This is a genomic window from Lentzea sp. HUAS TT2 (genome assembly GCF_051853195.1).
GTDB lineage: Bacteria > Actinomycetota > Actinomycetes > Mycobacteriales > Pseudonocardiaceae > Lentzea.
Genome location: NZ_CP196667.1, coordinates 3,792,672 through 3,817,487, shown reverse-complemented (window position 1 = coordinate 3,817,487; position 24,816 = coordinate 3,792,672). Strand labels below are relative to the sequence as shown.

Here is a 24,816-nt window from a genome sequence, read left to right as displayed (position 1 = left end):
CACGAAAAAGGGCCCGCGAGTGCGGGCCCTTTTCTCACATCAGCGCGGCTATTCGTCTCGCCACGTCCCCTGACCGTTCCAGCGGCAGCATGTGCCCGGTCTTCGGGTAGATCACGAACTGCGCCGACGGCAACGCCTCGGCCAGCACCCGCGAGTGCCGCAACGGCGTCAGCACGTCCCAGGACCCGGCCATGACGACCGCGGGGATGTCGGCGAGCACCGCCAGGGCCTCCCGCCGCTGGTGCAGCGTCAGCTCCTCCCGGATCCCGACGAACGCCTCCCCGGACGTGTTCCCGGCCATCGCCGCCGCGGCCCGCACGTCCGCCCAGGACGGCCGCCGCCCGAACGTCACCCGCAGCCCCGGGGTGATCAGCCGGCCGAACCCGACCTTGGGCCGCTTGACCAGCCACTTCCCGGCGAGCCTCTCCACGCCGCTCTGCCGCGGCAGGTTCCCGCACGACGTGGCGATCAGCGCCACCCCGGACACGCGCGCGAACAGCTCCGGCCGTTGCTCGGCCAGCGCCATGATCGTCATGCCGCCCAGCGAGTGACCGGCCAGCACGATCCGGCCGGTCGGGACGTGCCTGTCCAGCACCGCGGCCAGGTCGTCGGCGAGCTCCGAGATCGTCCCGGTCCCGGTGCCCGCGGACCGGCCGTGCCCGCGCACGTCGTACCGCACCACCCGGCCAGGCAGTGCGGCGGCGACGCGGTCCCACGTCGTGAGGTCCATCGTCCAGCCGTGCAGCAGGACGGCGGTCACGTCGGAGGACGAAGGCCCCGACGTGACGACGTTCAGACGATCAAGAACGAACGGCGCCATGCGCTCATCCCCGGCTTTCCGACGAGTCCTGCCTCGTCCAGGAACGACATGATCCGCTCGCCCGCCCAGCGGATGGTCTCCTGGAACCGCGGGTTGCCCAGCGCCTGCCGGTGCGCCTCGCGGACGTCGAGGCCGACGGACGCGTACACCTGCGGGTTGATGATCGTGCGCGTGATCATCATCGACACGGTCGCGATGAGCCACTTCTGGTACGGCTTCTCGAACCCGCGCAGCTCCGCCATGCCGCGCGTCAGCTCCTCGCGGGCGAACCGCACGTGGCGGGCCTCCTCGAGCACGTGGATGCGGTTGACCATCCGCACGAGCGGCTGGACGGTCTCGTCGTTCATCGCCTCGCGCTGCAGCCGGTCGAGGATCTCCTCGGCGACCAGGATCGAGCCGTACATCGCGGGGCCGTAGCCGATGGTCGGCAGCAGCTTGCCCAGGCGGTGCGTGTGCTTCCTGGGCCCGTACGGCGGGCAGCCGATCCGTTCGACCAGGCGCGCGAACATCGTCGAGTGACGGCACTCGTCGGCGACCTCGGTCAGCGCGTACTGGGCGTGCCGCGAGGTCGGGTCGGTGTTGTAGACGACCTTCACCAGCATCTGCATGAGCAGCAGCTCGAACCACAGGCCGACGGACGCGATCGAGGCCAGCTCGTGCTTGGACAGCTCGATGCGCTGCTCCTGCGTCAGCGAGTCGTAGAGAGGCGTGCCGTAGAGCGAAATGCGCTGTTCAGGGATGTAGAAGAGGCCTTCGACCAGAGGTGCGGACCAGTCGATGTCCACCTCGGGGTCGTAGAACTTCTCGGCGGACGACTTGAGCAGCCGTTCCGCGGTCTTCTCCCGATCGGCGACCCTCATCGGTTGCCCTCCCCGGTAAGTGTTACTTGAGGTAACGGTTACTTCTGGTAGCGTGCGTCACATGGCACGCACTGTCAAGGGGCCGGACGCGCGACGTGAGCGGTGGAAGGGTCATCGCGAGCAGCGCAGGGCGGAGTTCGTGGAGGCCACGATCGCCGTCGTGGCCAAGAAGGGCCCTGATGTCGGCATGGACGACGTGGCCGCGGAGGCCGGCGTCAGCAAGCCCGTGCTGTACCGGCACTTCACCGACAAGTCCGACCTGTACCTGGCAGTGGGCCAGAAGGCCACCGAGCTGCTGATGGACCGCATGGGCCCGGCGCTGATCGCCGACGGCCCGATCCGCGGCCGCATCCTCGGGATCGTCGACGCCTACCTGTCGGTGATCGAGGAGAACCCGAACCTCTACCGGTTCGTCGTGAAGGGCTCCTTCGTCGACCGCCCGGTCGAGAAGGACGTCGTCGCCGAGGACAAGAACCTCATCGCGTCGACGCTGGCCAGGATCCTCGGCGACTACCTGCGGTCCTTCGAGATGGACTCCGGCGGCGCCGAGCCGTGGGCGCACGCGCTCGTCGGCATGGTGCAGAACGCGGGCGACTGGTGGCTCGACCGCCAGACCATGTCCCGCACGAACCTCAGCGAGTACCTCACCACGCTGATCTGGCACGCCATCGACGGGCTGCTGCGGTCGGCCGGTGTGCAGGCAGACCCCGCGAAGCCCCTCACCCCTCTCCGATTGGTGGACTGATGAGCGAGCACGAGCACGACGAAGAGGGCTACCGCGGCACCGCCACCCTCGTCTTCGGCGAGGAGGAGGTCTCGGTCGAGGTCGAGCTGCGTGGCTACTTCCAGCCGATCGACGGCCGCTACCACTGGTACGGGCGGGTCAAGCAGAACGACGACGTCACCAGCCGGGTCGAAGGGGGCGCGCGGACCGCGTTGCTGCGCACCCCCACCGGGCAGGCGGAGGGGACGCTCACCGACCAGGACCCGTGGGGCCGGTACCGGGTCGGTGGCATCTCCACTCCGCCCTACAAGATCGAAGAGCCGGTCGAGCACTAGGCCGACTTCCTCCTCAGGAACACGCCCACCACCAGCAGGGCCAGGCCGAACGCCGCCAACGGCAGGGCCGGGAAACCGGTCCACGCGATCGGCGGGTCCTGCCGGACCTTCACAGTCGCGGAGCACCGCGGATCGGACCCGCCGGGCCGGCAGTTCGAGCCCGGCACGTCCGAGGTCACCACGTTGCGCAGCTCGCCGGGACCGCTGGCCGTCACCCAGTACGTCACCGTGGCCGAGGCCCCGACCGCCAGCTCACCGGACCACGTCAGCACCGGCGAGGCGAACGTGCCCGCGTCGGTACCGCCCCACGTCGCGGCCTTCAGCACGTCGGCCAGCGAGTCGCTGAACGACCCGGTGATCGGCGTCTGGCCGGTGTTCCGGACGGTCACGGTGTAGGTGATGCGATCACCCGGTTTCGCCTCCGCCCTGTCCGCCTTCTTCACGATCTCCAGGCCGGACACCGGGGTCTCGGTGACGCAGTCCTCGGGACAGTTCGACGGCGTGTCCGACGTGACCACGTTGCGCAGCTTGAAGTCGCCGGTCGGCGGGTCGTTCACGCGGACCCGGTACGTGACCGTCTTCGTGGCGCCGATGGCCAGCTCACCGGTCCAGGTCAGCTTCGGCTTGGCGAACACACCGGCGTTCGTGTCCACGAAGGACGCGTCGTCCAGCACCCCGCTCAGGTCGTCGACGAAGCTCGCCGCCGGCAACGTGGTCTGGCCGGTGTTCGTGACCGTCACGGTGTAGGCGACGAGGTCACCGGGCTTGGCGGCCGTCTTGTCGGCCTTCTTGAGGATCTCCAGTCGTGGCACCAGCACCTCGACCGAGCAGCCGTCGCGGCAGTTCGAGCCGGGGGTGTCGGAGGTGACGACGTTCTTGAGCCTCAGGTCGCCCTTGCTCGTGACGGTCACGGAGTACCTGACCGTCGCGGTGGCGCCGACGGCGAGATCGCCCTTCCACGTCAGCGTCGGCGCCGCGTAGGTCGCGAGACCCGAGGTCGAGGCGGCGTCGCCGTTGTACGTGGCGTCGTCGAGCACCTCGGTCATGTCGTCGGTGAACGCGGCGTCGCGCAGCATCGTGGCGCCGGTGTTCGTGACGACGATCGTGTAGGTGACCTTCTCGCCCGGCTTGGCCTCGGCCCTGTCCGCCTTCTTCACGACCTGGAAGCCGGCGATCGGGGTGTCGGTGGTGCAGCCCTTCGTGCAGTCGGTGTCCGGGACGTCCGACGACACGACGTTCTTGAGCCGCTTGTCGCCGTCGCCGGTCACCTTCACCGAGTACGTGATCGTCACCGACTCGCCGACCGCGAGATCACCGGTCCACGTGAGCTTCGGCGCCGCGAACGTGCCAGCACTGGTGCCGATCCAGGTCGCGTCGTCCAGCACACCGCTCAGGTCGTCGGTGACCGTGATTCCACTGTGGACCGTCTTGCCGGTGTTGGTGATCGTCACCGTGTACTCGACCTCGTCACCGGGTTTCGCCGACTCGGGCTCGGAGGTCTTCACCAGCTTCAGCCCGGCGATCGGCGTGACCGTCGTGCACTCGACGCACTTCCCGCCCGGCGTCTCGGTCGTCACGACGTTGTCGAGGCTGAAGTCGCCCTTCACCGGGTTGTCCACCTTGACCGAGTAGGTCACGGTCACCGTCGCGCCGACCGGCAGGTCACCGGTCCAGGTCAGCTTCGGCGAGGTGAACGACACCGTGCCACTCGACGCCGACCAGGTCCCGAACGTCGCGTCGTCCAGCACCTTCGTGAGGTCGTCGCTGAACGCGCCGGCCAACGCGGTCTGGCCGGTGTTCACGACCTTGACCGTGTACGTGACGGTGTCGCCCGGCTTGGCCGACTGGACGTCGACGGACTTGCTGACCTCCATGCCCGGCAACGGGGTCGAGGTCGAGCACTTCGGATCAGTGGATCCCGGCGGGCAGTTGCCACCGGGGGTGTCCGAGGTGACGACGTTGTTCAGCCGGTGGTCGCCGGCCGCGGTCACCTTCACCGAGTACGTGATGACGGCCTGCGACCCGACCGGCAGGACACCGGTCCAGCTCAGCGCCGGTGCCGCGTAGGTCACCTCGCCCACGGTCGCCGCGGCGTCGCCGTTCCAGGTCGCGTCGTCCAGCACGCCGGTCAGGTCGTCGCGGAACGAGGCGTTCTGCGAGGTCTGGCCGGTGTTGCGCACCGTCACCGTGTACGTCACGGCGTCGCCCGGCACGGGCTTGTCCGGCGCCACCTTCTTCACGATCTCCAGGCCCGCCACCGGGGTGTCGGTCGTGCAGCCCTCCGAGCAGTCGGTGCCCGGGGTCTCCGACGACACCACGTTCTTGAGCCGCTTGTCCCCCGCACCCGTGACCTTCACCGAGTACGTGACCGTCACCGACGCACCGACCGCCAGGTCACCGGTCCACGTCAGCTTCGGCGCCGCGAACGACACCGAACCCGCCGTGGCGGCCTGATCACCGTTCCACGTCGCGTCGTCCAGCACCCCGGACAGGTCGTCGGAGACCGAAACTCCACTGTGGACGGTCTGGCCGGTGTTGCTGATCGTCACGGTGTACTGGACGCTGTCGCCCGGTTTCGTCGTAGGCGGCTCCGCCTTCTTCACCAGCTTCAGCGCGGCGACCGGCGTGTCCGTCGTGCAGCCGCCGACGCAGTTGTTGCCGGGGGTGTCCGACGTGACGACGTTCTTGAGCCGCTTGTCGCCCGCCCCGGTCACCTTCACCGTGTACGTGACGGTCGCCGTCTCCCCCACGGCCAGCTGCCCGGACCAGGTCAGCACGGGCGAGGCGAACACCCCGGCGCTCGTGCCGACCCACGTGGCGTCGTCCAGCACCCCGGTCAGGTCGTCGCGGAACGACGCGTCGAGCACGGTCTGCCCGGTGTTCCGCACGGTCACCGTGTACTTCACGGTGTCGCCCGGCTTCGTCGACGCGGGCTCGGCGATCTTCTTGATCTCCACGCCCGACACCGGTGTCGTGGTCGTGCAGTTCGGCACGCAGTTGTTGCCGGGGGTGTCGGAGGTGACGACGTTCGTCAGCTGGTGATCACCCTTGCCGGTCACGACGACCGTGTACTTGACGACAGCCGAGCCACCGATCGGCAGCACGCCGTTCCACGTCAGCACCGGCGACTCGAACGTCCCGGCGTCGGTGCCGCCCCAGGTCGCGTCGTCGAGCACCTTCGTCAGATCGTCGCGGAACGACGCGTTCAGCTCGGTCTGGCCGGTGTTCCGCACGGTCACGGTGTAGGTGACGGTGTCGCCGGGGTTAGCGGACCTCCGGTCGACCTCCTTCACGATCTCCATGCCGGGCAACGGGGTCGTGGTCGAGCACTTCGGGTCGGTCGAGCCCGGCGGGCAGTTGCCGGGGACCTCGCTGCTGACCACGTTGACCAGCTTGTGGTCGCCCTTGACCGGGTCGTTGACGCGGACCACGTAGGTCAGGGTCGCCGAGGCGCCGACCGCGAGATCACCGGTCCACGTCAGCGTCGGCGCGGCGAACTCCGCCTTGCCCGTGGAGGCCTGCACGGACACCCAGGCCGCGTCGTCGAGCACGCCGGACAGGTCGTCCGTCACCTTCTCGCCGGTCAGCGGCACCTGGCCGGTGTTGGTGATCGTGACGGTGTAGGTCACCGCGTCACCGGGCTTGGCCGACGCGGGCTCGGACTTCTTCTCGATCGTCAGCTCACGGCCGGGCGTCTCGGTGCTGCACGACGGGTCCGTGGAGCCGGGCGGGCAGTTGGTGCCGGGCGTGTCCGAGGTGATCCTGTTGTTGAGCCTCTTGTCGCCGGGGTTCGGGTCCTTCACCGTCACCGTGTAGGTGATCGTGGCGGTGCCGCCGATCGGCAGGTCGCCCTTCCACTCCAGCCTCGGCCACACGAGCGTGACCGCGCCGACGGTGGCCTGCGCGTCGTCGTTGTAGCGCGCGTCGTCCAGCACCTGCGTCAGGTCGTCGGTGAACGACGCTCCTGTTTGGACGATCTGGCCGGTGTTGGTGACCTTGATCGTGTAGGTCACGGTGTCACCGGGCACGACCTGGTCGCGGTCGTCGGACTTCTCGATCCGCAGACCGGCGACCGGCGTGCTGGTCGAGCACTTGTCGCCGCCGGGGCAGTCGGCGCCGGGTGTGGTCGACGTGATCACGTTGTCCAGCTTGAAGTCCGCCGGATCGCCGACCTTCACGGTGTACGTGACGGTGGCCGTGCCGCCGACCGCGAGGTCGCCGGTCCAGGTCAGGCGAGGAGCCGCGAAGGAAGCTGAACCCGTTGAGGCCTCGGCGGAAACCCACTCGGCGTCGTCGAGCACCTTGGTCAGGTCGTCGGTGAAGGTGGCGCCCTGCAACGGGGTCTTGCCGGTGTTGCGCACGGTCACGGTGTACTTCACGACGTCGCCGGGCTTGGCCGACTCGCGGTCCACGGTCTTCTCGAACTCGACACCGGACACCGGCGTCGTGGTCGTGCAGTTCGGCACGCAGTTGTCGCCGGGCGTCTCCGAGGTGACGACGTTCGTCAGCTGCTTGTCGCCCTTGCCGTTCGCGACCACGGTGTAGGTGACGGTCGCCGACTCGCCGGGCGCCAGCGGGCCGTTCCACGTGAGCGTCGGGGACACGAAGTTCGCCGTACCGCTGGAAGCCGTCGCGCTGCCCCAGGTCGCGTCGTCGAGCACCTGCGTCAGGTCGTCGGTGAACGAGGCGTCGAGCGGCGTCTTGCCGGTGTTCCGCACGGTCACCGTGTACTTGACGGTGTCGCCGGGGTTCGCCGACTGCCTGTCGGCCTCCTTCTTGATCTCCACTCCGGAGACCGGCGTCGAGGTGCGGCAGTCCGCGTCCGCCGAGCCCTCCGGACAGTTGTTGCCTGGCGTGGTCGACGTGATCACGTTGTCCAGCTGGTGATCACCCTTGCCGGTCACCTTCACGGTGTACGTGATCGTCGCCGTGCCCCCGACGGCGAGCGACCCCGTCCAGGTCAGCACGGGTGAGGTGAACGTGCCCGCGCTGGTGCCGACCCAGTCGGCGTCGTCCAGCACCTTCGCCAGGTCGTCGGAGAACGTGGCGTTCAACGGCGTCTTGCCGGTGTTGGTGACCTTCACCGTGTAGGTGACGGTGTCGCCGGGGTTCGCGGACTTCCTGTCCACGGCCTTCTCGATCTTCAGGCCGGCCACCGGGGTCGTGGTGCCGCACTTCGGATCCGTGGAGCCCGGCGGGCAGTTGCCGCCCGGCGTGCTGGACGTGATCGCGTTGTCCAGCTGGAAGTCGCCCTTGACCGGGTTGGAGACCTTCAGCGAGTACGTGACGGTCGCGGACCCGCCGACGGGCAGGTTGCCGGTCCAGGTCAGCTTGGGCGAGACGAACTCCGCCGTGCCCGAGGTCGCGGAAGCGGACACCCACTCGGCGTCATCGAGCACGCGAGCCAGGTCGTCGGTGAAAGTGGCGCCCTGCCAAGGAGTCTTGCCCGTGTTCGTGACGGTGACCGTGTACGTCACGGTCTCGCCGGGGTTCACCGACTGCTTGTCGGACTTCTTCTCGAAGCTGATGCCGGACACCGGGGTGTCGGTCGTGCAGCTCGGCACGCAGTTGTTGCCGGGCGTGTCCGAGGTGACCACGTTCGTCAGCTGCTTGTCGCCGTTGCCGGTGACGACGACCGTGTACGTGACGGTCGCCGACGCACCGACCGCCAGCGCGCCGGTCCACGTCAGCTTCGGCACCGCGTAGGTCGCCGTGCCCGAGGAAGCCGTTGCACTGCCCCAGGTCGCGTCGTCGAGCACCTTCGTGAGGTCGTCGGCGAACATCGCGTTCAGCGGCGTCTTGCCGGTGTTGGTGACCTTGACGGTGTACTTCACCGTGTCGCCGGGGTTCGCGGACTGGCGGTCGACGGACTTCTCGATCTTCACGCCGGGGGTGTTCACCGTGGTCGAGCAGTCGGGGTCGGTCGAGCCGAGCAGGCAGTTGCCCGCGCTGCTGACCACGACGTTGCGCAGCTGGTGGTCGCCGGTGATCGGGTTCTTGACCGTCACGGAGTAGGTGAGCGTGACCGTCTTGCCCTTGCCGATGTCGCCGGACCACGTCAGTTTCGGCGCGGTGTAGGAGATCGAACCCGAGGTCGCGGCCTGGTCGCCGTTGAACGTCGCGTCGTCCAGGACCTGCGAGAGGTCGTCGGACACGCTCAGCCCGGTGATGTCCGTGGCGCCGGAGTTGGTGATGGTGACCGTGTACGGCACCTGCTCACCGGGGTTCGCGGTGGTCTTCGTCGTGGACTTCTTGATGTCGAGGCACTCGACCGGCAGCCGGTAGTCCTCGACCTCGCCGCTGTCCGCGAGGCCCTTCTCGTTGCGCACCTGGTCGACGTTGTAGCTCGCCCGGAAGCGCGCGTAGGTGTTGCCGCACTTGATGCCGCCCGGGATCTTCCACGTGATCGTGACCGAGGTGGCGCCGGCGCCGAAGTCCGTGCAGGCGCGTTCGTTGCCGCTGTCGAACGTCCCGTTGCCGTTGAAGTCGATCCACGCGCACACCCGGCCGGGTTGCGAGGCGCCGGACAGCCTCACCGGCACCGAGTAGTCCTCGTCGGCGTCCGACCTCGCCAGCCGCGGGAACGCCGCCACGCCGTCGTCGAGGTCGTCGCCGTTGGGCAGGTTGTTGTCCGCGCCCGCCGCCACGGCCTTGGGGCTCGGCGTGGTCGAACCGGTGTTGATCGTCGTGGTGTTGTCGGCCGACACGCCCGAGCCCAGCGCGAGATCGCCGACGACGTGGCTCGCCGCCGCACCGGTGTCGTAGCTCGCGGGAGCGTCACCGAAGTCCTCGTCCACGGACACGCCCGCGACGTAGAAGTCGTCGGTGGGCTGGCTGCTGTTGGTGAGCATGTCGACCTGGAAGCTCACGGAGCTGATGGTGCCGTTCATGCGGACGCTGCCGCACGACGCAGGAGCGAGCCTCGCGCCGTTGGAGTTGCACAGCACGTTGAGGTTGCGGTTCGGCGCTTCGACGCGGGTGCCGCTCTGCCCGATCGTCATGTTCGTCGCGCCCGCGAGCGGTCCGTCCAGCGTCACGCCGGGGGTGGTGACCGTGTGGGCGACGTGCGTGCTGCCGGTGTTGCCGATGGTCGCGCCACTGCCCGCGATGTGCAGCACGGGGTCGCGCACCGGCCGGTTGAACGAGAACGTCAGCGTGCCGCGGTTGAAGCAGTCGGAGACCCCGGTGCAGCCGGCGCCGTACGCGGTGAGGCCGATCAGCGCCGTGTTCGCGGGGATCTGCGGCCGGAAGTTGCCGGGCACCGCCCCTCGGTCACCGGGAGGCGAGTTCAGCGTGGTCAGCCGCAGGTTCGCCCCCGACACCGACGCCGTGACGACCGCACCGGACGGCAGCATCGACCGCGCGGAGGCGTTCGCCGCCGGCAGCGAGGAAGTCGTGGACCACGACCCGGCCGCGTGCGTCTGGTACGCCTGCGCGGGCAGGGAGAAGGTCGTTGCCGAGACCACGAGCAACAGGGCCAGCAGGGCGGCGCGCATAGCACTCCTCAGCAGCGTGACGACTCCGTCACGCTAGGTGCGCGCACATGCTCCTACCAGCGAAGTCACCGCTTCGTGCGACCTTCGCGAGGCGCCGGGCTGCGAGGTCGGCGGCGGTGATCGATACTGCGCCGCCGAACGAGAGAGGCCCCGGTCGCGAACGACCGGGGCCTCTCTCACGTTGTGCCGTCTCAGGCGCCGAACCCGACCTTGCGCGAGTCCTGCGGGCCGATCTCCACGTACGCGACGCGGCCAGCGGGCACGACGAACCGCGCACCCTTGACGTCCACCAGCGACAGCACGCTGGACTTGCCGGACACCGCGTCCGCCACCAGAGTCTCGACCTCGGACGGGTTGAGCTCACTGGTCACGACGAGTTCGCGCCCGCTGTCCGCGACGCCGATCCTGACCTCCACGCTGACCTCCGTGCTCAAGAGAAAAATCTAGTCGCGAGCCTACCTAGCCCAGACCCAGCTGCGTCATGCGCCGCGCGTGCGACTGCTGAAGGCGGCGGAACAGCTGACCGATCCCGGCGAGGTCGCCGGAGCCCCGGATGATGAGCTCCGAGAGCCCGTCCCGCTCCGCCACCACGTACTGGGCCTGCGTCAACGCCTCTCCGAGCAGCCGGCGGCCCCACAGCGCGAGCCGGTCGCGGACCCGCGGATCGGCCTCGACGGCGGCCAGGACTTCGCGTTCAGCGAACGCCGAGTGACCCGTGTCGGCGAGCACGGCGAGCACCAGCTCCTTGGTCGGCTCGTCCAGCCACTCCGCGATCTCGCGGTAGAAGTCCGCCGCCAGCCCGTCCCCGACGTAGGCCTTCACGAGCGACTCCAGCCACGACTTGGGGCTCGTCGACTCGTGGAACGCGTCGAAACCCTTCACGAACGGCGTCATCGCGTCCTCGACGGTGATGCCCTCGGTGGCCAGGTACTTCTGCAACAGCGTGAAGTGCCCGATCTCGGCTGCGGCCATCTGCGCGAGCGCCGCGCGTCCCGCCAATGTCGGCGCCGTGCGCGAGTCCTCCGTCATCCGGTCGAAAGCCGAGAGCTCGCCATATGCAAGCGCTCCCAGAAGATCGACAACACCCTCCGCAACACCCATAGTGGCCAAGCCTAGTGGTCAAATGTGTCTTGCCAGGTAGAATGGGGGCGGACGCCCGGCGTGACGAGTGTGACGACCACGCTGCGCGGCGCAGAAATGGTGCGCGTACACCTTTCCCGCAGCTGCTCATCGAGCGCGGTCGAGAGGCCCGGCCAGGGCTCGTACGCGCTTGGTACGAGAGAGGCTGATCACCCTGACCGCTGAAGTAGAAGCACATCTGGACCCGGTTCTCCTGGAACACAGCGAGGCCGGAGTCCCCTTGGAAGACACGTCGCACCCGTTGCTGGCAGACGCCCCGGTGCAGTCCGAATCCCCCACGTTCGCCGAGCTCGGAGTACGTGAAGAGATCGTCAAGGCCCTCGGCGAGGCCGGCATCGTCCGCACGTTCGCCATCCAGGAGCTGACGCTCCCGATCGCACTCGCCGGTGACGACCTCATCGGCCAGGCGCGCACCGGCACCGGCAAGACCCTCGGGTTCGGCGTGCCGCTGCTGCACCGCATCGACCTGCCCGGCGACGGCACCCCGCAGGCCCTTGTGGTCGTGCCCACCCGTGAGCTGTGTCTCCAGGTCTCGCACGACCTCACCGACGCCGCGCGCCACCTCGACCTGAAGGTCGCCGCGATCTACGGCGGCATCCCCTACGAGCGGCAGATCGCGCAGCTCCGCAAGGGCGTCGACGTCGTCATCGGCACGCCCGGCCGCCTGCTCGACCTGGCAGAACAGCGCCACCTGGTGCTCGGCAAGGTCCGCATGCTGGTGCTGGACGAGGCCGACGAGATGCTCGACCTGGGCTTCCTGCCCGACATCGAGCGCATCCTGACCATGGTTCCCGACGAGCGGCAGACCATGCTGTTCTCCGCGACCATGCCGGGCCCGATCATCACGCTGGCGCGCACGTTCCTGAACCAGCCGACGCACATCCGTGCCGAGGAGAACGACGCCGGCCAGACGCACGAGAACACGTCGCAGTTCGTCTACCGGGCGCACTCGATGGACAAGCCGGAGATGCTGGCCCGCGCGCTGCAGGCCCGCGACCGCGGTCTGACCATGGTCTTCGCGCGCACCAAGCGGACCGCGCAGAAGGTCGCCGACGACCTGACCGAACGCGGGTTCGCCGCGGCCGCCGTGCACGGTGACCTCGGCCAGGGCGCACGCGAGAAGGCGCTGCGGGCGTTCCGCGCAGGCAAGGTCGACGTGCTGGTCGCCACCGACGTCGCCGCGCGCGGCATCGACATCGACGACGTGACGCACGTCATCAACTACCAGTGCCCCGAGGACGAGAAGACCTACGTCCACCGCATCGGCCGCACGGGCCGTGCCGGGCGCACGGGTGTCGCGGTCACGTTCGTCGACTGGGACGAGACGCACCGCTGGAAGTCCGTCAACGACATGCTCGGCCTCGGCCAGCCGTTGCCGGTGGAGACGTACTCCACGTCCGACCACCTGTTCGCCGACCTGGGCATCCCGTCCGGTTCGACGGGCCGGCTGCCGCTGAGCCACCGCACCCGTGCGGGCCTCGACGCCGAGGAGGAGGAGAAGCTCGACACCGGCAAGCGCAAGCGCCGCAGCACCAGCCGTCGCACCGGTTCCTCCCCCGCGGGTGCCGAGCAGGCGCCGGAGGCGAACACCGAGGAGACCCGGCCGAAGCGGTCCCGTTCCCGCACGCGCAGCCGCGCGGGCGTGGCCGGCGAGGGCGCCGCGGCCGAGACCGCCGCACCCGAGGCGACCGAGAAGTCCGCCTCGGACAAGCCGCGCAGGCGTCGGCGTCGCCGAAGCTCTGCCGAACAGGCCGCTCCTTCGGCAGACTGATCACCATGTCGTCCCCCGGTTCCGACGTCACCGACATCGAGGACGTCCTCGACGAGCCCGCGCACGAGAGCGCGGCAGGCCCCCGGCCCGTCGAGGAACGTCCGCCCGCCCGGTCCTGGCGCACGCGCGCCGACTTCATCGCGGTCGCCCTGATCGCCGTGGTCTCGGTCACCGCGTCCGTCCTGACCTGGGCGTTCAGCGATGCTCGCGCCACGACGTCGGTCACCGGGCCGTCATCCTGGGAGCAGCTGCCCGAGGTGACGGCGCTGCCTCCGTCGCTCGCCGAGGTGTGGCGGGCGAAGAGCGGCGCCACGCAGTCGCCCGTGGTCGTGCAGACCGCGGTGAAGGAGACCGGCGAGGAGAAGCCGTCGACGGTCGTCACCGGCGACGGCGGCACGGTCAACGGGCGCGACCCGCTGACCGGTGACGTGCGGTGGACCTACTCGCGCGATCTGCCGTTGTGCGTGGTGAGCACCGCGTGGAGCCGGGCGATGGCCCTGTACTCCAAGGGCACGAACTGCTCAGAGCTCACCTCGCTCGACGGCATCACCGGCGAACGCCGCGCGCAGCGCAACGGCGACGCGGAACCGGGCACGGCGCTGCTCAACGAGGGTTCGCACCTGATCACCACCGGCTCGAAGTTCCTCGAGGTCTACCGGCGCGACGACCTGGTGCGCTCGCTCGAGTTCGGCGGCCTGCGCGCGATCGTGAACCCGAACAAGCAGCCGCGCGTCGGCTGCACGTACGGCTCGATGGCGGTCACGTCCGGCAAGTTCGCGATCATCGAGCGCTGCCCGGACGACTCGTCGGACCGGGTCACGGTGCTCAAGCCGAACCCGGACAAGTCCGACGAGCCCAAGGTGTTCGCCAGTGTGACGACCAACGGCAAGAACGCGCAGGTCGTGGCCGTCACGGAGAAGCTCGTCGCGGTCGCGGTGCCGAGTCCCGCCCGCCTGCTGATCTTCGAGTCGGAGACCGGCAACCAGGTCGGCGAGTCCCCGCTCGACGTTCCCGACGCCGACTTCACCGACCCGCCGAACCACGTGACCCGCGGCTTCACCACGAGGACGAACGCCTTCTGGTTCACGGGTTCCCGCACGGTCTCGCTGTCACTGGAGACGCTCACTCCACAGTGGACCGCCGAGGGCACGCTGGGCGCCGGTACGACGCTCGCGGGCCGCGCACTCATCCCGGTGAAGGAGGGTCTGCGGGTGTACGAGCAGGCCACCGGTGCCGTGGTGGGCACGATCAAGCTGAACCGCGAGGGCTACACGGGCCCTGTGCAACTCGCCACAGCCGGTCCCGTAGTGCTGGAGCAGCGTGGCGAAACGCTGGTCGCGCTGCGATAGTTCTGCTCGTGTACTCGCAGCTCAGCCCGCACCGGGCGCAACGCGTCGACCTCCCCGGCCGCTACGGCACGATCGCTGCCCTGCGCGCGCCCGCGATGGGCGACGACGCGATGCGCACGACGGTGCTGATGGTGCCGGGCTACACGGGTTCCAAAGAGGACTTCGCGCCGATGATCGACCCGATCGCGGACGCGGGTTTCGAGGTCGTCGCGATCGACCTGCCTGGCCAGCAGGACTCCACCGGACCTGACGACGAGGCGCTCTACCGGCCGGGCCCGCTGGGGTCCGTGCTCGCCGAGCTGATCGGCAAGATCGCGGCGGACGGCCGGAAAGTGCTGCTGCTCGGCCATTCCTACGGCGGTCTGGTGTCACGGGCGGCGGTCTTCGCGGGCGCGCCGATCTCGGGGCTCACGCTGATGTCGTCCGGCCCGTCCGAGCTGCCCGCGGGGGAACGCCGCACGGTGCTGGACGTCGGCGAGCACGTGCTGGCCGAGCAGGGCGTCGAGGGCACCCAGCGGCTCAACGAGCTGCGGACCGCGCAGAACCCGGCCTGGGTGGCGCTGCCGCAGGAGCTGAAGGACTTCTACCGCACCAGGTTCCTCAAGTCGGTGGCCGCGTCGTTGCTCGGCATGGGCAACGGCCTGCGCTACGAGCCGGACCAGGTCGCGAAGCTGGCGCGCGCGTTGCGTTCGTCCGGCACGCCGTGCCTCGTGGTGTGCGGCGACTCCGACGACGCGTGGAGCCCCGCCGCCCAGCGCGACATGGCGGAGCGGCTGGACGCGGACTTCGCCGTGCTGCCCGGCGTGATGCACTCGCCGAACACCGAGGCGCCGATGGACCTCATCGCCACCCTGCTGCCGACGTGGCGGGCTTGGCTGAGCTCCTGACACCGCTCAGCCAAGCCGTTTCACATCACCACTTCAGCGAGATCGTCCGCTCGTCGGCGGCCGTGTTCGGGTAGGCCTGCAGGTCGGCCTTCGCGAACGCGGGGGCGACCGAGCCGAACGCCCGGTTCTGGGCCGTCACGCTGATCTTGACGGTCGAGAACCCACCGGTGCAGGTGACGGTCTTGGAACCGCTGCCGGTGGCCAGGCCGATCAACGGCCTGTTCTGCGTGAGGCTCACGTAGATGTAGGCCTGCGACTGGCTGACCGGGCAGGAGTAGGTCACGTCGAGCTCGACCGCCGCGCCCCACGCCTTGAGCTTGCCGGGGTCCTCGACTCTGACGAGCGACTGCGAAGGCGACTGCGCGCTCACGTCGGCCATGACCGGCGCGATGGACGCGAGGACGGCCCCACCCGCGACCGCCAGGACGGCCGCCGTCTTCCCCGCGGAGAACTTCTTCATGCTGTAACCCCCTCATTCCTTCCATCCTCTGTGGACGGAAATCCCAGACCGGCGCAGAGACCGGCGACGACGAGGACGGCGGGCAGGTGCCACAGGAAGTCGAAGCCGCTGTGCACCAGCACGACGACCACCGCTGCCAGGGCTCCCGCCCACAACGGTGTTCCACGCCCTCGCCACACGGCGATCAGCACGGCGACCACGACCCCCAGCGCCAGCACCAACCCCACGGCCCCCAGCTCGACGAGCACCTGGAGGTACTCGTCGTGCACATAACGCATGACGCGGGCACCACCGTTGCCCCCGCCGAAGAAAAAAGATCCGTTTCCCGGTCCGACCCCGAGCAACGGCGTCCGCGCGACCAGATCCAGCGCGGCACCCGTGGCGCCGGCGCGGTCCGGTGAGCTGAACGAGACCCGAGTGGCCAGCCCCTCGGTGAAGCCGGCCAGGGCCACGCCACCACCGGCCGTCAACGCCAGCGCGACAGGCACCATGAACCGCCCCAGCCTGGGCAGACCCAGCGTCACCAGGCCACCGGCGACGAGTCCCGCGACCGCGAGCAACGGCTGCGGCTCGTCCGCCACCCGCATCGACGGCAACAGCGCGGCGACGGCCACCACGGCCCCGAACACCGGCGGCAGCACGGCCGTCAGCGTCTTCTTGAAGCCCCAGAACACGCACAGCACCAGCACCCCGGCGAGGAACGCGAGCACACCGGCCCGGCTCATCGTCGCGCCGATCCCCGCGCACAGCAGGAAACCCGTCACCGCGGTGAGCACCGCGGGCCGCAGCACCAGCGACAACACGGCGGCCGCGGCCATCACCGCCGCCGCGGCGTTCGGGTAGGTCAGGGTCGACGCGGCCCGCAACAGGCCTTCCGCCAGCGTCGTCCAGAACGGCAGCCGGAAGGCCACGGCCACCCATCCGGTGAGCCCGATCAGCGCACCGACGCCGGCGACAACGGTGGCGAGCAGTTCACGCTGCTCACGATCGGCCTGTGCCGCAACGAGTGCGGCGCCGACGAACACCGCGACCGCGACCGCAGACGGCAGCCCGGAGAGCACGTCCCCTTCGAGCAACCCGCGCACCAACGCCCACGCCGCGAACGTTCCCCCCAGTGCCACGAGGAGGTCCGGCCGAGGACGGGCGAGCACGACGGCCACCCCGACCAGCAGCCCGGACAGCACCCGCCCGGGCAGGTAGTACCCGCCCTGCGCGACCACGGCCGCGGCGAACCCCGCGACCACCAGCAACACCGGAACCGGCAACGCGACCGATTCCCGGCGCGCGCCAACGACTTCCCCCACGGCCATCGACTTCCCCCAAAGACTCCGAACCGCCTCCCCAAGCGGATCGAGGCACACTGTAGGCGGACGGGCCGCCCCCGCGGTAGTGCGAGTTTCCGGTCAGTGCACCAGAACCGCGGCGAACGCGCCGAGCAACATGAACGGCCCGAACGGCAAGGCGCTCTTGAGCGTGATCCGCCGAAGGGCCAACAGGACCAGCGACACCACGGCGGACAGGACGAACGCCAGTGCGGCGCCGAGGAGCAGCGCAGGCCAGCCGAGCCAGGCGAGCGCCATCCCGATGACACCGGACAGCTTCACGTCGCCGTAGCCCATTCCGGCCGGGTTGAGGAACTCCAGCACCCGGTAGACGAACGCGAGCGTCAGCCCGCCGAGCACCGCGCGGCCGAGAGCGCCGAACGTGCCCCCGGTCAGCGCGGCCACGGTCAGCAGGATCAGCACCAGCGGGTACGCGGGCAGCGTCAGCACGTCCGGCAGCCGGTGCACGGCGGTGTCGACGAACGACAGCGCGACCCCGAACGCCCCCAGGCACGCGAAGGCGAGCACCTCGACCGACCCGGCGAACCTGAGCGCCAGCACGGCCAGCACGGCCGCCGACACCAGCGGCAACGCGATGCCGGTGCGCGTGAACCGGTTGACCAGCCCGCGCAGCGCGACACCGGAGGCGAGCCCGCCCAGGGCACCGCCGGCAGCCCAGAGAACCATCATGCGACCGACGCTAGAGCGCGTAGGATCGCGACGGAACGTGACAGCGGCAGTTCTGGCCGAGAGGCCGATATCGTGTCCCCCGAACGACCGACATGTCCTCCGATCTGCGTCTTCGTTACACCTCTTCGCCCGATACCGGCACCAATTCCACGTCACGCAGAGTTACGGCGTCCCGAATCGGATTCTCACATCCCCAGGAGACCGCCATGCTCACCTTCCTCAGCTACGTGCAGACGTTCCTCACCCGCACCCGGCGCGAAGACGACGACCGCGGCGCGACGGCTGTCGAGTACGGCCTGATGGTCGCCCTCATCGCGATCGTGATCATCGCCGGTGTGACGGCGGTCGGCGTCAACCTCCTGGCGCTGTTCACCGAGATCGCCGGCGAACTCGTCTGACCGTGCGACGTCCGTGCGAATCGGACCGCGGCGCCACCGCCGTCGAGTACGGCCTGATGCTGGCGCTGATCGCGGTCACCGCCCTCGTTGCCGTCACCGCCGTCGGCGAGAACATGGCCGCCATGTTCGAGCTCGTCGCCGACGTCATCAACGGCTGAAGTCTCCTGTCCCGCGCGGCCGGCGATTCCCCTCCGCCGGCCGCGCGCCTTTCTTCGGAGCGGTCATGACGAACCTTGCTCGCGATCGCGGCGCGACCGCTGTCGAAGTCGCCCTGCTGATGCCGATCGTGCTCGTCCTCGTGATGGGCATCGTGGACTTCGGCTGGGCCGTGCGCGCCCAGATCACCCTCACACAGGCGGCGCGCGAAGGCGTCCGGGTCGCCGCGTTGGGGCAGCCGAACCCCGCTGCCCGCGCGACACTCGCCGCGAACGGTCTCTCCGTCGGCGTCACGGTCGACGCCTGCCCTGCGGGTGAAGCGCCCGGCAAATCCAGCGCCGAGGTCGTGGTGACCCACACCTACGACTTCATCACGCCGGTCGGCGGCCTCGCCGGACTGTTCGGCGGTGGTGGCTTCGGCTCCCCGATCCCGCTGAGCGCAACGGGGGTCATGCCATGCGGATGAGGGACAACGACCGGGGAGCGATCGGCGTGCTGATCAGCATCCTGCTCGGGTTCGGCGTCCTGCTCGGCATGGGCGCCATCGTGATCGACGTCGGCTTCCTCTTCAAGGAGCGGGCCGAGCTGCAGAACGGGGCCGACGCGGGAGCGCTCGCCGTCGCCCAGACCTGCGCCACCGCGCCCTGCCTGGTGAACAAGTCGAACTACTTCGCCAACCACAACGCGAAGGACGGCGTGTCCACTGTGGACGTCGTCTGCGGGTACGACAAAGGCGGTGTGCTGCCCTCGTGCCCCGCCCCGGCGGGCACGATGACCGACTGCCCCGCGAAGCCCGCCGCCGGCGTCACGTACGTCGACGTGCACACCTCCACGCAGACCTCCGGCGGCGACACCCTGCTGCCGCCGATGTTCGCGCGTTCGTTGCTGGGCAACGGTTCCTACGAGGGTTCACGGGTCGCCGCCTGCGCCCGCGCCAGGTGGGGTCCGCCGAAGACCGCGACGACGATGGCCATGACGATCTCGTGGTGCGAGTGGAACCAGGCCACCGCGAACGGCACGAGCTTCGGCCCGACACCGCCCGCCACGCCCCCGCTGTCCGTGCACCGCGTGCTCAAGCTGCACACCACCGGCGGCACGACCTGCCCCAGCGGTCCGGCGGGGTCGGACGGTCCCGGCATGTTCGGCTGGGTCGACGACACCGACGCCGACTGCTCGGTGCTGATCAGCGGCAACACCTACAGCGCGAACACCGGCGCCTCCGCCGACAAGGACTGCAAGACCGCGCTGGCCGACGCGTTCACCTCGCGCACGGCCGTGTACTTCCCGATCTACACCAAGGTCACCGGCACCGGCACCGGCGGCACCTACACGCTGGCCGGCTTCGCGGGTTTCGTCGTCACCGGCTACTGGCTGCCCGGCGCGAACCAGAAGGACTGGCTGACGAACAAGAACGAGTGCAAGGGCTCGGACAAGTGCGTCGCGGGCTACTTCGTCCAGGGCCTCATGCCCAGCACCGGCACCATCGGCGGTCCCGACCTCGGAGTCCGCATCGTCCAGCTCATCGGCTGATTCCAGGAGTCGTCATGAAGAACCGCGCACTCATCATCATCCTGGCGGTGCTGCTGGCCGTCTGCGGCAGCGCCGGGGTGTTCCTCTACGTCCGCAGCGCCGACTCCCGCGCTATCGCGGGCCAGCAGGCCGTCACCGTGCTCGTCGCGAAGGACCGCATCCCGGCAGGCACCGGCGCCGAGTCCCTGAAGGACCTCGTCGAGCAGCAGAAGATGCCCCAGAGCAGCGTTCCGGCGAACGCGCTGTCCGAAGTGGACTCCTCGGTGGCCGCGCTCGTCACGTCGTCGGACATCGCCGAGGGCCAGCTGCTCACCAAGGCGTTGTTCACCGAGCAGGCCTCGCTGGCCAAGGGGATCTCGATCCCGGACGGCATGATCGCGGTGACCGTGCCGACCGAGGCCTGGCAACGCGCGGGCGGGCTGGTCCAGAAGGGCTCGAAGGTGGCGGTGTTCGATACCTTCACCGTGGCGGACGGCCAGGGAAACACCCCGTCCGGCGACGGTCTTTCCAAGCAGTACGAACGAAACCAGTCCACCCGGCTGTTGCTGACCGGCCTCGAGGTCCTCTCCGTCGTCGACGAGAAGAAGGCGGCGGAGGACGGCGACGTCGGCAAGGCGATCGTCACGGTCGCGGTGAAGCAGGCGGACGCGGAGAAGCTGATCCACGGCCAGCAGACGGGAACGCTCTACTTCGCGCTGCTCGGCGGCAAGTCCGAGATCGCGCCGGGACCCGGCGTCGACAACCGCACCCTGTTCGGGAACTGAGGCGTGCCATGACGATCCTGTGCGAACCGGCCGCTCTCGCCGGACAGCTCTCCCCCGCGCTCGGCGGTGACGTCCGCATCGCGGCGACCCTGGGCGAGACCTCGCGGCTGCTGGCCGCCGACCCCGCCGAGACCCTGGTCGTCGTCGGTTCCGCCGCCGACCTGGACGAGGCGCTGGCGTTCACCGCGGGCCTGCGGGTCGAACGTCCTTCGGCCGGCGTGGTGCTGCTGCGCGACGTGCTCGACGTCGTGGTGCTGACCAGTGCGCTGCGCGCCGGTGTGCGGGAGGTCGTCGCACGGGACGACCTCGCGGCGCTGGTGGACGCCTGCACGCGGTCAAGGGCGCTGTCCGCCCAGGTCACCGGGATTCCACTGCCCCGCTACGACGAACGCGCGCACGGTCAGGTGATCACCGTGTTCGCCGCGAAGGGCGGGTGCGGCAAGACGACGCTGGCGGTGAACCTGGCCGCGGTGCTCGCCGCCGGCGGTGAGCGGTCGGTGTGCCTGGTGGACCTCGACCTCGCGTTCGGCGACGTCGGCATCTGCCTGCGCGCCGAGCCGGTCCGCACCGTCGTGCACGGGCTCGGGATGGTCGGCCACGTCGACGCCGCGGGTGCGTCGTCGCTGCTCACGGCGTGCCGGCCGGGGCTGAGCGCGTTGCTCGCGCCGGTCGAACCCGGTGACGCGGAACGGATCCCGGCCACGCTCGTCAGCGAACTGCTGGAGGTGCTGCCGACGATGTTCGACTTCGTCGTGGTCGACACGCCGTCCGCGTTCAGCGAGCACGTGCTGGCCGCGATGGACGCCTCGCACCACCACGTCCTGCTGACCACACCGGACGTGCCGGCGTTGAAGAACCTGCGCGTGACGCTGGACATGCTGGACCTGCTGTCGTACGCGCACGACATCCGGTCGATCGTGCTCAACCGGTCCGACTCGAAGGTCGGGCTCTCGATGGACGACGTCGAACGCGTGGTGCGCAGCGACATCCGCGCCCACGTGCCGTCCAGCAGGGACGTCCCGATCTCGGTCAACAAGGGCAACCCGATCGTCCTCGACCTGCCCCGGCACCCCGTCAGCGAGGCCGTCTCGCGGTTCGCCCGCGAACACGTGCTCGCCGAACCCGTGGTGGCCTCCAGGTCCTCGAAGAGGTGGTTCCGATGAGCCTCGCCAACCGCATCGCCGCCCAACGGGAATCGTCCTCGCCGACACCGCAGGTGCGCCGTCAGGCCCGCACCGCCGACCCGTTCGCCGAGGTCAAGCGCAGCGTGCACGCGGGTCTGCTGGAGGTGCTGGGACCCAAGCTCTACGACGCGCACCTCGACCAGCGCGAGCTGGAGACCCGTGTCCGCCAGACGTTGCAAGCCGTGCTGGAGCGCGACGAGACACCTCTGACCAACGCCGACCGCGCCCGTGTCGCGCTCGAGGTGCTGGACGAGATCCTGGGCCACGGCCCGCTGGAGCCCTACCTGCGCGACCCCGGCATCTCGGAGATCATGGTCAACGGGTTCGACCAGATCTACGTCGAACGCGCGGGGCGGCTGGAACCGGTGCCCGTGGCGTTCGCGGACGAGTCGCACCTGCGCCGGACCATCGACAAGATCGTGGCCAAGGTCGGCCGCCGGGTCGACGAGGCCTCTCCGATGGTCGACGCCCGCCTGCCCGACGGCAGCCGCGTCAACGCCGTGGTGCCGCCCATCGCGCTGGACGGCTCGGTGCTGACGATCCGCAAGTTCGCCGCCGACCCGTTCACGGTCGACGACCTCGTCGGGTTCGGCACGCTCACGCCCGCGACGGCGTACCTGCTGCAGTGCTGCGTGCACGGGCGGATGAACATCCTGATCGGCGGCGGCACCGGCTCCGGCAAGACGACGTCGCTGAACGTGCTGTCGTCGTTCGTGCCCGCCGACGAGCGGATCGTCACCATCGAGGACGCCGCCGAGCTGCAGCTGCGCCAGGACCACGTGCTGCGCCTGGAGGCCCGGCCGCCGAACGTGGAGTCGCGCGGCGAGGTGGCCGTGCGGGACCTGGTGCGCAACGCGTTGCGGATGAGGCCCGACCGGATCATCGTCGGCGAGGTCCGCGACGGCGCGGCGCTGGACATGTTGCAGGCCATGAACACCGGCCACGACGGCTCGATCACCACCGTGCACTCCAACTCGCCACGCGACTCGTTGTCCCGGCTGGAGACGATGGTGCTGATGGCGGGCGTGGACCTGCCGGCGCGGGCGATCCGCGAACAGATGGCGTCCGCGATCGACCTGATCGTGCACCAGTCGCGGCTCAAGGACGGCACGCGGCGGATCACGCACATCACCGAGGTCGTCGGGATGGAGGGCGAGATCGTGACGCTGCAGGACATCTTCACGTTCGACTTCCACGCCGGGGTCGACGAGCACGGTGTCTACCGGGGCGCCCTGCGGTCGACCGGGCTGCGGCCGCACTTCGTGGAACGGTTGCGGGACCGCGGGATCGACGTTCCGCCGCACCTGTTCGGGGGTGGTCCGCGATGAACCGGTTGATCTCCTGCTTGCTGGCCGGCGTGCTGCTGACGTTCGCGTTCAGCGGTTTCGCCGTCGCCGCACCGACTCGCGGGGTGGTCGTGCTGCTCGACACCAGCGGGTCCATGGCACCGGACCGGATCGTGGTCGCCCGGCAGGCGATCTCCACGTACGTGTCGCGGCTGCCCGCCGACGTCCAGGTCGGGCTCGTCGCGTTCTCGTCGCAGCCTTCGCTGGTGCTGGCGCCCACCGTGGACCGGAGTGCGTTCTCCGGGGCGCTGGACCGCTTGCAGGCCAAGGGCGACACGTCGTTGTTCGACGCGGTGCCGGTCGGGCTGTCGGCGTTGCAGGGGGTCGACGAACGGCGGATGGTCGTCGTGTCCGATGGCGAGGACACGGTGTCGAAGTCCACTGTGGACAACGCGGTGTCAGCCGTCGCCTCCGCCGGTGTGCCGACCGACGTGATCGGGTTCCAGTACAGCGACGACTCCCTGCGCCGGATCGCCGCGGCGGCGGGAGGGCGTCTGCTGACCGCCTCCGACGCTCCCGCTCTGGCCGCCGCTTTCGCCGCCCTGGCCGTGCCTTCCACCACCGCGCCCGCCGTGGTCACGACGCCCGCCGCCGCGCCTGCGCCGGTCGTCCTGACACCGGCTCCCGCGCGGAACTGGGCGGCCGGGGTGCTGATCGCCGGCACGTTCCTGGCGGTGTTCCTCGTCGTGGTCATGCTGCTGACGCCGCGTCGTTCGGCTGCAGGCCGCAGGCTCGAACGGCACCTGGAGCACTACGGCACGCAGGAACCCGTTGTGCAGGAGGAAAGCCAGGCCGCCCAGACTGCCGTCGTGTGGACCCGGCGGGTGATGAGCGACGACGGTGCCGCCCGTCTCGCCGACCGGCTCGACCTGGCGGGGATCAAGGCCGGCCCCGCCGAGTGGACCCTGCTGCGGGTCTGCGCCGGTGCCGCCCTCGCCGCGCTGCTGACGTTGCCGACGACGTGGTGGATCGGCGTGCCGCTGGGCGCGTTGCTCGGCTGGCTGCTGTCCGCGCTGGTGGTGCGGGCCAGGACCTCGAAGCGCCGGGCCGCGTTCACCGACCAGCTCCCGGACGTGCTGCAGCTGGTCGCGAGCTCACTGCGGTCCGGTTTCTCGCTGGCCCAGGCGATCGACGCCGTCGTGCGCGACGACACCCAGCCCACCGCGGGCGAGTTCTCCCGCGCGCTGGCCGCCACCCGCATCGGCGCCGAGCTGGAGGACGCGCTCGACCGCGTGGCCGCGCGCATGCACAGCGCCGACCTCGCGTGGGTGGTGATGGCGGTCCGCATCCAGCGCCAGGTCGGCGGCAACCTCGCCGAGGTGCTGATGAACACCGTCGCCACCATGCGCGACCGCTCCCAGACCCGTCGCCACGTCCGCGCGCTGTCCGCCGAAGGCCGCCTGTCCGCGTACGTCCTGATAGGACTGCCGATCTTCCTGGCTGCATTCCTGTTCTGGTTCCGCGCGGAGTACATGCAGCCGCTCTACACGACGTTGATCGGCATCGTGATGCTCGCGTGCGCCGCCGTGCTGGTCGTGCTCGGTTCCCTGTGGATGCGCAAACTCGTGCGCGTGGAGGTGTGAT

Annotated in this window: 21 protein-coding genes; 13 read left to right on the top strand and 8 right to left on the bottom strand. The window is 69.8% G+C overall.

All coding sequences use genetic code 11. From position 1 onward, the window contains the following. Positions 1-34 precede the first annotated feature (34 nt). Both ACSHWB_RS19285 and ACSHWB_RS19280 read right to left on the bottom strand, forming a co-directional pair. A complete protein-coding gene (locus ACSHWB_RS19285) occupies positions 35-820 on the bottom strand; it encodes an alpha/beta fold hydrolase (RefSeq protein ID WP_439663390.1) in 786 nt (261 codons plus the stop codon). Continuing rightward, positions 793-1,680 (bottom strand): AurF N-oxygenase family protein, encoded by an 888-nt coding sequence (locus ACSHWB_RS19280; protein WP_439663389.1) that lies wholly within the window; start codon positions 1,678-1,680, stop codon positions 793-795. Before ACSHWB_RS19280 ends, ACSHWB_RS19285 begins: the two co-directional genes overlap by 28 nt. Positions 1,681-1,741: 61 nt before the next feature. Between ACSHWB_RS19280 and ACSHWB_RS19275 the strand changes: the two genes are divergently transcribed. Both ACSHWB_RS19275 and ACSHWB_RS19270 read left to right on the top strand, forming a co-directional pair. After that, positions 1,742-2,425 carry a TetR/AcrR family transcriptional regulator gene (locus ACSHWB_RS19275; protein WP_439663388.1) on the top strand — a complete coding sequence of 228 codons (684 nt, stop codon included), beginning with the start codon at positions 1,742-1,744 and terminating at the stop codon, positions 2,423-2,425. Next, the gene (locus ACSHWB_RS19270) at positions 2,425-2,739 is read left to right on the top strand and encodes a DUF4873 domain-containing protein (RefSeq protein ID WP_439663387.1); all 315 of its coding nucleotides are present in this window, start codon (positions 2,425-2,427) and stop codon (positions 2,737-2,739) included. The genes ACSHWB_RS19275 and ACSHWB_RS19270 overlap by 1 nt, the downstream gene beginning before the upstream one ends. Here the strand turns inward: ACSHWB_RS19270 and ACSHWB_RS19265 are convergent. From ACSHWB_RS19265 to ACSHWB_RS19255, 3 genes are all read right to left on the bottom strand, one after another. After that, complete coding sequence (locus ACSHWB_RS19265; RefSeq protein ID WP_439663386.1) at positions 2,736-10,235, bottom strand: DUF7507 domain-containing protein; 7,500 nt, start codon at positions 10,233-10,235, stop codon at positions 2,736-2,738. The two genes, ACSHWB_RS19270 and ACSHWB_RS19265, sit on opposite strands and share 4 nt — an antisense overlap. Positions 10,236-10,426: 191 nt before the next feature. Beyond that, positions 10,427-10,651 (bottom strand): DUF3107 domain-containing protein, encoded by a 225-nt coding sequence (locus ACSHWB_RS19260; protein WP_189158308.1) that lies wholly within the window; start codon positions 10,649-10,651, stop codon positions 10,427-10,429. A gap of 43 nt (positions 10,652-10,694) precedes the next feature. Continuing rightward, entirely contained in the window at positions 10,695-11,336 is a 642-nt protein-coding gene (locus tag ACSHWB_RS19255) for a ferritin-like fold-containing protein (protein WP_439663385.1), read from the bottom strand. Between the two features lie 184 nt (positions 11,337-11,520). On the opposite strand from ACSHWB_RS19255, the gene ACSHWB_RS19250 reads away from it, so the two are divergent. From ACSHWB_RS19250 to ACSHWB_RS19240, 3 genes are read left to right on the top strand one after another with little or no spacing between them, the layout of a single operon-like run. Further along, positions 11,521-13,146 (top strand): DEAD/DEAH box helicase, encoded by a 1,626-nt coding sequence (locus tag ACSHWB_RS19250; protein WP_439664628.1) that lies wholly within the window; start codon positions 11,521-11,523, stop codon positions 13,144-13,146. A 5-nt stretch (positions 13,147-13,151) separates the two neighbouring features. Next, a complete protein-coding gene (locus ACSHWB_RS19245) occupies positions 13,152-14,495 on the top strand; it encodes an Rv3212 family protein (RefSeq protein WP_439663384.1) in 1,344 nt (447 codons plus the stop codon). Positions 14,496-14,503: 8 nt separating this feature from the next. Continuing rightward, positions 14,504-15,382, top strand: a complete 879-nt coding sequence (locus ACSHWB_RS19240) for an alpha/beta fold hydrolase (protein WP_439663383.1) — start codon at positions 14,504-14,506, stop codon at positions 15,380-15,382. Between the two features lie 25 nt (positions 15,383-15,407). On the opposite strand, the gene ACSHWB_RS19235 is transcribed toward ACSHWB_RS19240, so the two are convergent. From ACSHWB_RS19235 to ACSHWB_RS19225, 3 genes are all read right to left on the bottom strand, one after another. Next, a complete protein-coding gene (locus tag ACSHWB_RS19235) occupies positions 15,408-15,842 on the bottom strand; it encodes a hypothetical protein (RefSeq protein ID WP_439663382.1) in 435 nt (144 codons plus the stop codon). After that, a complete protein-coding gene (locus tag ACSHWB_RS19230; RefSeq protein WP_439663381.1) occupies positions 15,839-17,146 on the bottom strand; it encodes an O-antigen ligase family protein in 1,308 nt (435 codons plus the stop codon). The genes ACSHWB_RS19235 and ACSHWB_RS19230 overlap by 4 nt, the downstream gene beginning before the upstream one ends. 99 nt (positions 17,147-17,245) lie before the next feature. Next, complete coding sequence (locus ACSHWB_RS19225; RefSeq protein ID WP_439663380.1) at positions 17,246-17,854, bottom strand: prepilin peptidase; 609 nt, start codon at positions 17,852-17,854, stop codon at positions 17,246-17,248. Between the two features lie 206 nt (positions 17,855-18,060). Between ACSHWB_RS19225 and ACSHWB_RS19220 the strand changes: the two genes are divergently transcribed. From ACSHWB_RS19220 to ACSHWB_RS19185, 8 genes are all read left to right on the top strand, one after another. Further along, positions 18,061-18,252 (top strand): Flp family type IVb pilin, encoded by a 192-nt coding sequence (locus ACSHWB_RS19220; RefSeq protein ID WP_439663379.1) that lies wholly within the window; start codon positions 18,061-18,063, stop codon positions 18,250-18,252. 2 nt (positions 18,253-18,254) lie between these two features. Beyond that, positions 18,255-18,410, top strand: a complete 156-nt coding sequence (locus ACSHWB_RS19215; RefSeq protein ID WP_439663378.1) for a Flp family type IVb pilin — start codon at positions 18,255-18,257, stop codon at positions 18,408-18,410. Between the two features lie 65 nt (positions 18,411-18,475). Next, on the top strand, positions 18,476-18,874 hold the full coding sequence (locus tag ACSHWB_RS19210; protein WP_439663377.1) for a TadE/TadG family type IV pilus assembly protein: 399 nt from the start codon (positions 18,476-18,478) through the stop codon (positions 18,872-18,874). Next, positions 18,865-19,938, top strand: a complete 1,074-nt coding sequence (locus ACSHWB_RS19205; protein WP_439663376.1) for a pilus assembly protein TadG-related protein — start codon at positions 18,865-18,867, stop codon at positions 19,936-19,938. Before ACSHWB_RS19210 ends, ACSHWB_RS19205 begins: the two co-directional genes overlap by 10 nt. A 14-nt stretch (positions 19,939-19,952) precedes the next feature. Next, positions 19,953-20,702, top strand: a complete 750-nt coding sequence (cpaB, locus tag ACSHWB_RS19200; RefSeq protein ID WP_439663375.1) for a Flp pilus assembly protein CpaB — start codon at positions 19,953-19,955, stop codon at positions 20,700-20,702. An 8-nt stretch (positions 20,703-20,710) separates the two neighbouring features. After that, positions 20,711-21,865, top strand: coding sequence for an AAA family ATPase (locus ACSHWB_RS19195; RefSeq protein WP_439663374.1), 1,155 nt, complete (start codon positions 20,711-20,713; stop codon positions 21,863-21,865). After that, positions 21,862-23,214, top strand: coding sequence for a CpaF family protein (locus tag ACSHWB_RS19190; RefSeq protein WP_439663373.1), 1,353 nt, complete (start codon positions 21,862-21,864; stop codon positions 23,212-23,214). Before ACSHWB_RS19195 ends, ACSHWB_RS19190 begins: the two co-directional genes overlap by 4 nt. Continuing rightward, positions 23,211-24,815, top strand: coding sequence for a VWA domain-containing protein (locus ACSHWB_RS19185; RefSeq protein WP_439663372.1), 1,605 nt, complete (start codon positions 23,211-23,213; stop codon positions 24,813-24,815). The genes ACSHWB_RS19190 and ACSHWB_RS19185 overlap by 4 nt, the downstream gene beginning before the upstream one ends. Position 24,816: the final 1 nt, after the last annotated feature.

Excerpts from the sequence above, each read along its gene's own strand:
- ACSHWB_RS19235 (WP_439663382.1), bottom strand. The coding sequence starts at position 15,842 with ATGAAGAAGTTCTCCGCGGGGAAGACGGCGGCCGTCCTGGCGGTCGCG.
- ACSHWB_RS19195 (WP_439663374.1), top strand. The coding sequence starts at position 20,711 with ATGACGATCCTGTGCGAACCGGCCGCTCTCGCCGGACAGCTCTCCCCC.
- ACSHWB_RS19255 (WP_439663385.1), bottom strand. The coding sequence starts at position 11,336 with ATGGGTGTTGCGGAGGGTGTTGTCGATCTTCTGGGAGCGCTTGCATAT.
- cpaB (WP_439663375.1), top strand. The coding sequence starts at position 19,953 with ATGAAGAACCGCGCACTCATCATCATCCTGGCGGTGCTGCTGGCCGTC.
- ACSHWB_RS19265 (WP_439663386.1), bottom strand. The coding sequence starts at position 10,235 with ATGCGCGCCGCCCTGCTGGCCCTGTTGCTCGTGGTCTCGGCAACGACC.
- ACSHWB_RS19185 (WP_439663372.1), top strand. The coding sequence starts at position 23,211 with ATGAACCGGTTGATCTCCTGCTTGCTGGCCGGCGTGCTGCTGACGTTC.
- ACSHWB_RS19275 (WP_439663388.1), top strand. The coding sequence starts at position 1,742 with ATGGCACGCACTGTCAAGGGGCCGGACGCGCGACGTGAGCGGTGGAAG.
- ACSHWB_RS19285 (WP_439663390.1), bottom strand. The coding sequence starts at position 820 with ATGGCGCCGTTCGTTCTTGATCGTCTGAACGTCGTCACGTCGGGGCCT.
- ACSHWB_RS19245 (WP_439663384.1), top strand. The coding sequence starts at position 13,152 with ATGTCGTCCCCCGGTTCCGACGTCACCGACATCGAGGACGTCCTCGAC.
- ACSHWB_RS19270 (WP_439663387.1), top strand. The coding sequence starts at position 2,425 with ATGAGCGAGCACGAGCACGACGAAGAGGGCTACCGCGGCACCGCCACC.
- ACSHWB_RS19205 (WP_439663376.1), top strand. The coding sequence starts at position 18,865 with ATGCGGATGAGGGACAACGACCGGGGAGCGATCGGCGTGCTGATCAGC.
- ACSHWB_RS19190 (WP_439663373.1), top strand. The coding sequence starts at position 21,862 with ATGAGCCTCGCCAACCGCATCGCCGCCCAACGGGAATCGTCCTCGCCG.
- ACSHWB_RS19225 (WP_439663380.1), bottom strand. The coding sequence starts at position 17,854 with ATGATGGTTCTCTGGGCTGCCGGCGGTGCCCTGGGCGGGCTCGCCTCC.
- ACSHWB_RS19220 (WP_439663379.1), top strand. The coding sequence starts at position 18,061 with ATGCTCACCTTCCTCAGCTACGTGCAGACGTTCCTCACCCGCACCCGG.
- ACSHWB_RS19210 (WP_439663377.1), top strand. The coding sequence starts at position 18,476 with ATGACGAACCTTGCTCGCGATCGCGGCGCGACCGCTGTCGAAGTCGCC.
- ACSHWB_RS19280 (WP_439663389.1), bottom strand. The coding sequence starts at position 1,680 with ATGAGGGTCGCCGATCGGGAGAAGACCGCGGAACGGCTGCTCAAGTCG.